6 protein-coding genes are annotated in these 5,798 nt (G+C 63.6%); 3 read left to right on the plus strand and 3 right to left on the minus strand.

The features are described from left to right. The coding region (locus tag KAZ48_10370) for a hypothetical protein (GenBank protein ID MBP7973195.1) at positions 1-308 on the plus strand (308 nt) is incomplete at its 5' end. A 53-nt stretch (positions 309-361) separates the two neighbouring features. Here KAZ48_10370 and KAZ48_10375 read toward each other — a convergent pair. The 3 genes from KAZ48_10375 to KAZ48_10385 form a co-directional block, all read right to left on the minus strand. Then, positions 362-769 carry an ACT domain-containing protein gene (locus KAZ48_10375; GenBank protein MBP7973196.1) on the minus strand — a complete coding sequence of 136 codons (408 nt, stop codon included), beginning with the start codon at positions 767-769 and terminating at the stop codon, positions 362-364. A 79-nt stretch (positions 770-848) separates the two neighbouring features. Next, entirely contained in the window at positions 849-2,279 is a 1,431-nt protein-coding gene (locus tag KAZ48_10380; protein MBP7973197.1) for an aminotransferase class III-fold pyridoxal phosphate-dependent enzyme, read from the minus strand. Between the two features lie 245 nt (positions 2,280-2,524). Then, positions 2,525-4,510, minus strand: coding sequence for a hypothetical protein (locus KAZ48_10385; protein ID MBP7973198.1), 1,986 nt, complete (start codon positions 4,508-4,510; stop codon positions 2,525-2,527). Positions 4,511-4,645: 135 nt separating this feature from the next. On the opposite strand from KAZ48_10385, the gene KAZ48_10390 reads away from it, so the two are divergent. Together KAZ48_10390 and KAZ48_10395 are read left to right on the plus strand one after the other, a co-directional pair. Continuing rightward, complete coding sequence (locus KAZ48_10390) at positions 4,646-5,515, plus strand: LLM class F420-dependent oxidoreductase (GenBank protein MBP7973199.1); 870 nt, start codon at positions 4,646-4,648, stop codon at positions 5,513-5,515. 33 nt (positions 5,516-5,548) lie between these two features. Continuing rightward, a partial coding sequence (locus tag KAZ48_10395; GenBank protein MBP7973200.1) for an NADP-dependent oxidoreductase occupies positions 5,549-5,798 on the plus strand: 250 nt, incomplete at its 3' end.

Raw genomic sequence — 5,798 nt, forward strand, 5'->3', positions numbered from 1 at the left:
CGCTCACGCAGACCCTTGCCCAGCCCACGGTCTGGCTCGTTGAGGGCGCGACGATTGCGCTGGCCGTGGTCGCGGTACTCACTCGACCCAGCGAAGACGACTTGGACCCGCCTCGACGAAGGCCAAGCGCGGTTCGTTTGGTGGCGACTCAGATGGCTTGGGCGATCCCGGCCGCAGTTCTCATTGGCGTGCTACTCGCCCTCGTGGTCGACGTTCCCATTTCATCAGTGCTCAGCAGTCCCCAGTTCCTGATTCCGGCCGCGATCGCGGTTGTTGTTGCGGGTCTTGAGGCGTGGCCCAACGACTAGGTGACTCTTGACGGCCACAGTGTTTCCCGCCTGCCCACTGACTAGTTGCCGGGCTATTCGTCTGCTGGGGTGGCGCCAGCCAGCTGAACGAGCACTCGCACGGCTTGGTCCGCTCGGTCAGCGGGAACGAACAGGTGGTCGTGGAAGGCCGCGGCAACCACATTGCAGCTGATTTCCGATTCGGCTAGAGCGGAACTGACCGCCGCCGTGAGGCCGACCCCCTCCAAGGAGCTGTGTACGCGCAGCGTGATCCATGCGAGGACAAGGTTGTATCCAAGATCGGCTTGATCGGCCTCCTGCTGCGGCAAGATCAGGGTCAGGCCCTCGTCTTCGCGGAATGTCATGATGGGCTCAAGACCCTCGGGAACCGGACCAGGGACGCTGACAAAAACGTACCGCCCGGCCCGGAGCACCGGGGCCATTCCAGAGATCATCGCGTCACGACCACTGACCGCTGGCATTGCGGCACCTCCTACCGAATCTCTCCGATCGACCCGTGCCATCGCCTCGCACGGTCGTGGGGAGTTGGCCTGTTGGTTCCTAGGCGCGTAGAGCCTGGGCCAACTGATCGAACGCGCCGACCAGCAACGCCATGTCTGCTTCGGTGTGTGCCAGCGACACCAGCCACTGCTCGTCGAGGCCCGGGGGAGTGAGAATTCCGCGATTGACTCCCCATAACCAACTGAGCTCGGCGGCCTCAAAATCGGTGCGCTTGTAATCGCGGTAGTTGCGCACCGGTGCCGGGGACCAGGTGACAGCTCCCTTGACGCCGAATCCGACCGTGTGGGCGGGCAACTCGTAGCGAGCGATGATGTCGTCGATCGCGTCGAGGGCGGCGTCGTTGATCGCCTCGGCTTTGTCGAGCGCTTCGACCGTGCAAATCTCGTCGACCGCCGCAGCAGCCGCCATGCAGAGCGGGTTGCCGTTGTAGGTGCCGAAGTGCCACATCCGGCCGTCGGTGATGACCGACATGATGTCCTCGCGCCCGCCGAATGCAGCCAGTGGCAGTCCGCCGCCGACGCTCTTGGCCAGTGCAATCAGGTCGGGCTTGATCCCGAGTCGTTGGGAGGCGCCGGCGTACCCGGCGGTGAGTCCGGTCTTGACCTCGTCGAACACCAGCAAGACGCCGTGACGATCACAGGCCGCCCGTACACCTGCGAGGTAGGCGGCATCGGGGAGCACGATCGAGACGTTCTCGAGCACGGGCTCCATCACGACTGCCGCGATCTGGTCAGCGTGATCGGTGAGAATCTGCTCAAGTCGTTCCAGGTTGTTGTACGGCGTGACGTAGACCGTCCCGGCCTCAACCTCGAACGGGACGACGGGAGTGGGTGCGTCTTCCGGGCCCGCCTCATCGACATCGGGCTTCACCGAGACCGACAGGGCGTCGTAGCCGCCGTGGTACCCGCCCTCGATTTTGACGATGCCGTGCTTGCCGGTGAAGGTCCGCGCGGCGCGCACGGCATACATAGTCGCCTCAGTGCCGGAGTTGGCGAAGCGAATCTGGTCGATGCCAAACCGGCGCTGGAACCGCTCGGCGATATCGGTCGTACTCGGTGATGGTGTAACAAAAAGCGTCCCAGTGGCCAGCGAGCTGGTCACTGCTTCGACGACGGCGGGATTCAGGTGACCGACGAGTACCGCGCCGAAGCCCATTGACATGTCAAGCAGATCGCGACCATCGACGTCCTTGAGCCACGCTCCATTGGCGGACTCGATGGCGATCGGGTAGGGGTCCCAGTGCTGAAACGACGAGGCGACGCCCATCGGCAAGGGGATGGTGGCGCGCTCATGATGTGACGCTGATCCGGTCGTATCGGTCGCAAAGCGCTCCCACTCAGCCGCTAGCAACTCTTGGACGCGTGCTGGGTCGAGTGGCTTCGACGTCGCTGGAACGGTGCGCCGGGTCGCCGGATCATTGGCTGGCCAACTAGGGGAAGTGTCACTGTTGGTTGCTGCATCGGTCGTCATTCGTGAGGCTCCCAGCGTCGTATGTAACTCGTGCGGCTTGATGAACGTAGCAACTCATCGTCTGATTCCGTCGGTTGCCTGTCACGGGCACCGCATGCCTGCCAGTCGCGAGAGCTTTGAGCGTCATGATCCCCGCTCGTCCCAGACAACGTCAAGTTGTCTCCGGCGCCGCGAGGAGTCCGAGTGTGACCGCCAGCCGCGTCGCGGCCTAGTGGCCGTCAGCGGACCGCGTCGCGGCGAGACGGCTAGGGCAGCGGACCAACGGGGGTGGCCAGCGCAGCTGCATCCGCGGCGGTCGGTGAGTCGAGTCCCGGGACCGTCGGCTCCGGGGGTGGCCGCCAGTCGAGGTAGGCCAGGATTGCGCCCGCTACGACGGTGTATGCGAGCAGGATGGTGAGCGGCTGGCTGATGCCGTGGCCCCCGAAGTAGACGGTGTCCCGCAGCAGCTCATAGCCGTTGCGCGGCGGCAGTAGTGGCCCGAGGTCGCGCCAGAATGGCGTCAGATACACCGAGCCATTCGAACCTCCCGAGGATGGGTTGCCGAACTGCAGGAAGAGGATAACCGTGAGCAAGATTCCGATTGGTCCCAACAGCCGACGCAGTACCGCAGCAAACAATGCGACCGTGGAGATGATCAGCGTCATGATGGGCCAGGCCACCCAAAACGACGCGCTTGGAATGCCCTCAAGCCAATAGGTGGCGATCACGTCGACGACGAGCCCTCCGACGGCGCTGTACCCAAGGAGCCAGAGTCCGCGCCATCGGCCAGCTGCTGACCCGAAGGCCGTAGCGAGTAGAGCTGCGGCCATGTACCCGCCGACGAGCAAAGGAACCAGCAACGTCGCCAGAACCAGCGCTGCGGGATCCTTGGGTGCCAGCGGCGTGGGCGCGTAGGCCGAAACCGCCAGCTTTTCGCCTGACTTCTTTGCGGCGGCCTCGAAGTTTGCCGTGATGTCCAGCGGTGAGAGGTCACTAATCGACGGGACGACGACCAAAGCGGCCGGCGACGACGTTGCGTCCAGCGAGCCGTAGATCTGTCCTTGGTCGAGGGCGTTGGTAGCGGACTGCGTATCGGGATATTGGATGAGTTGCAGAGAGAACAAGTCGTTCTGTGCGGTCTTGGCCAAAGCGTCGGAACCGACGACACCGAAGGGCATCTGGTCGGCAACCGGCTCGTGGCCCGAACTCGTGTAGTTCACCGCGAACAGCGCGCTCAGAATGAGAGCGAGACCGACAGGCGCCACCAGGTTCTTCGGTACAAACCGAGCCCGGCCGGGCGTCTCCGCTGCGGTCAACTCCTCGGTGGGTGCCGCGGGCCTGGGTCGACGTCGATCCATCCACAGGACGAGGGCAACCCCGGCTAGGGCGTACCCGGCCAAGACCGCTATCGGTACTGCGATGCCATGGCCGCCGAAATAGCGCACATCGCGGTACAGGTCCACGGCGTAGCGCGGCGGGAAAAGTGCACCGATGTGCTGCCAGTAGGTCGGAAGCAGAGCACTTCCGCTACCACCAGCGCCAGCACCTCCCACGACGACGAAAGCGACAATCACTAGCAAAGTGCCGGCCTTGCCCAGCACGGACTGGATCCCGATGGCGGCCAGCGATACCGCGGCAGTCACGAGTGCCAGGCACGGGAAGAGACTCCACGCCGCTTCCGAAGGAACCCCGCCAATGAACCGCGCGGCAAACGCAGTTATCGCAGCGACGACGACAGAGAACCCCAGGACAACGGAGATCCGGCGCCAAGCAGATGCTGTCGCCGAGTACGGAAACATCATCGAGGCAATCAGGTACCCACCGATGAGTGTCGGAAGCAATAGCAGGCCGATCAAAGCGCCGGTTCGGTCCGACCTCGGCAGCGGAGCGACAACTGTGGTCGAGTATGTGCGGTCCGAGGCCTTGGCGGCCTTGGCGAACCCACCGCGCACGAACACCTCGCCGTAGAAGCTCTTGGCGGGCACGGTGATCAGCGTGTCGGTGGCTTGCCCCGTGACGTAGCCACCGTAGACATCGCCGTTTGTCGCAGCCTCGGTGAGTTCGGCCTCCGACCCGTAGGTGATCAGATCCAGGGAGTACTCCTGTTGCACTGCGGTAACCACCGGGGATGGTCCGGTCACTCCGAAGGGCATGTCACGCGGCGCCAGCAACTGCAATGCGCTGACCAACGCAACCACGAAAAGACCTACCAACACCAAGACGGTCAGTAGTGCGGCAATTGGCTTTCGCATCTGGAGAACCCCTTCCTGGCGAAGTCGCGGCCGCCTCGGAGCAGGACGTTACGCCATGACGCACCTGCTTGGTGCGTCGAACGGGGAAAGGCCAAGGGACTATCCCACCAGGCCGCCGGTGCCTAGGATCGCGATATGGAACTTGCGCTGCACATCTCTGACTTCACACCGCTCGGTCCGCCCGCAGAGATCGGCGCGGGATTGGCCGCAACAGCGAAGGCCGCTGATGACGCGGGATTCGCCACCTTGACGATGATGGATCATTACTTCCAGATGGAATCGATGGCGCCAGCGTCGGACCCGATGTTGGAGGGATATACCGCGCTGGGATTCCTCGCCGGACAGACCACCAACCTGCAACTGGGCCTATTGGTCACCGGAGCGACCTACCGCAGACCGGGGCTCCTGGCAAAGATCGTGTCGACCCTCGATGTCCTTTCTGGCGGCCGCGCGATGCTGGGAATTGGCGCGGCTTGGTATGAGCGTGAGCATGTCGGACTAGACGTGCCGTTCCCACCGATGGCCGAGCGCTTCGGCCGGCTTGAGGAAACGCTGCAGATCTGCAAACAGATGTGGAGCGCCGACAACGGCCCGTACCGCGGCGAGTACTACCAGTTGGCGGAGACGTTGTGCGTTCCGCAACCGTTGCAGCCGGGTGGACCGCCAATCCTCATCGGTGGGATGGGCGAGAAGAAGACGTTGCGTCTGGTTGCCCAGTACGCCGATGCCTGCAACCTGTTCGACGCCGGACCGGAGGTGATCGCCCACAAGATCGACGTCCTCAATGCTCACTGCGCCGATCTTGATCGTGATCCAAACGAGGTACGCAAGACGGTACTCACCGGAGTCGATCCGCTCGCCGATCCCGGTGCGTTTGTCGATAAGGTGCGCGTCTACGCCGACCTCGGCGTCACCAAGCTTTGGATCGGCTCGAAACAACCCGACTTGCCCGGCTGGGTTTCCGCAGTCGGTGACCAAGTGATTCCTCAGGCGCGCGGGATCTGATGCGCGCAGCGTAGGCACGACTAGTGTGCTGACATGCGAGCCGCAGTCAACACCAAGTACGGAGCACCGTCGGTGGTGAGCGTGCAGGAGGTTGCCAAACCCCACCCCGGCCCCATCGACGTCATCGTCAAGGTGAAGATCGCGACGGTGAACCGGACGGATTGCGGGTTCCGCTCGGCAACGCCGTTCATCGTTCGTGGGTTCAGTGGCCTGTTGAAGCCCAAGCACACAGTCTTGGGTGCGGAGTTCGCCGGCGTGGTCGACTCAGTGGGCAGCGACGTCA

This window comes from Candidatus Nanopelagicales bacterium, from assembly GCA_018003655.1.
In the GTDB taxonomy this organism is placed as follows: domain Bacteria; phylum Actinomycetota; class Actinomycetes; order S36-B12; family UBA10799; genus JAGNDY01.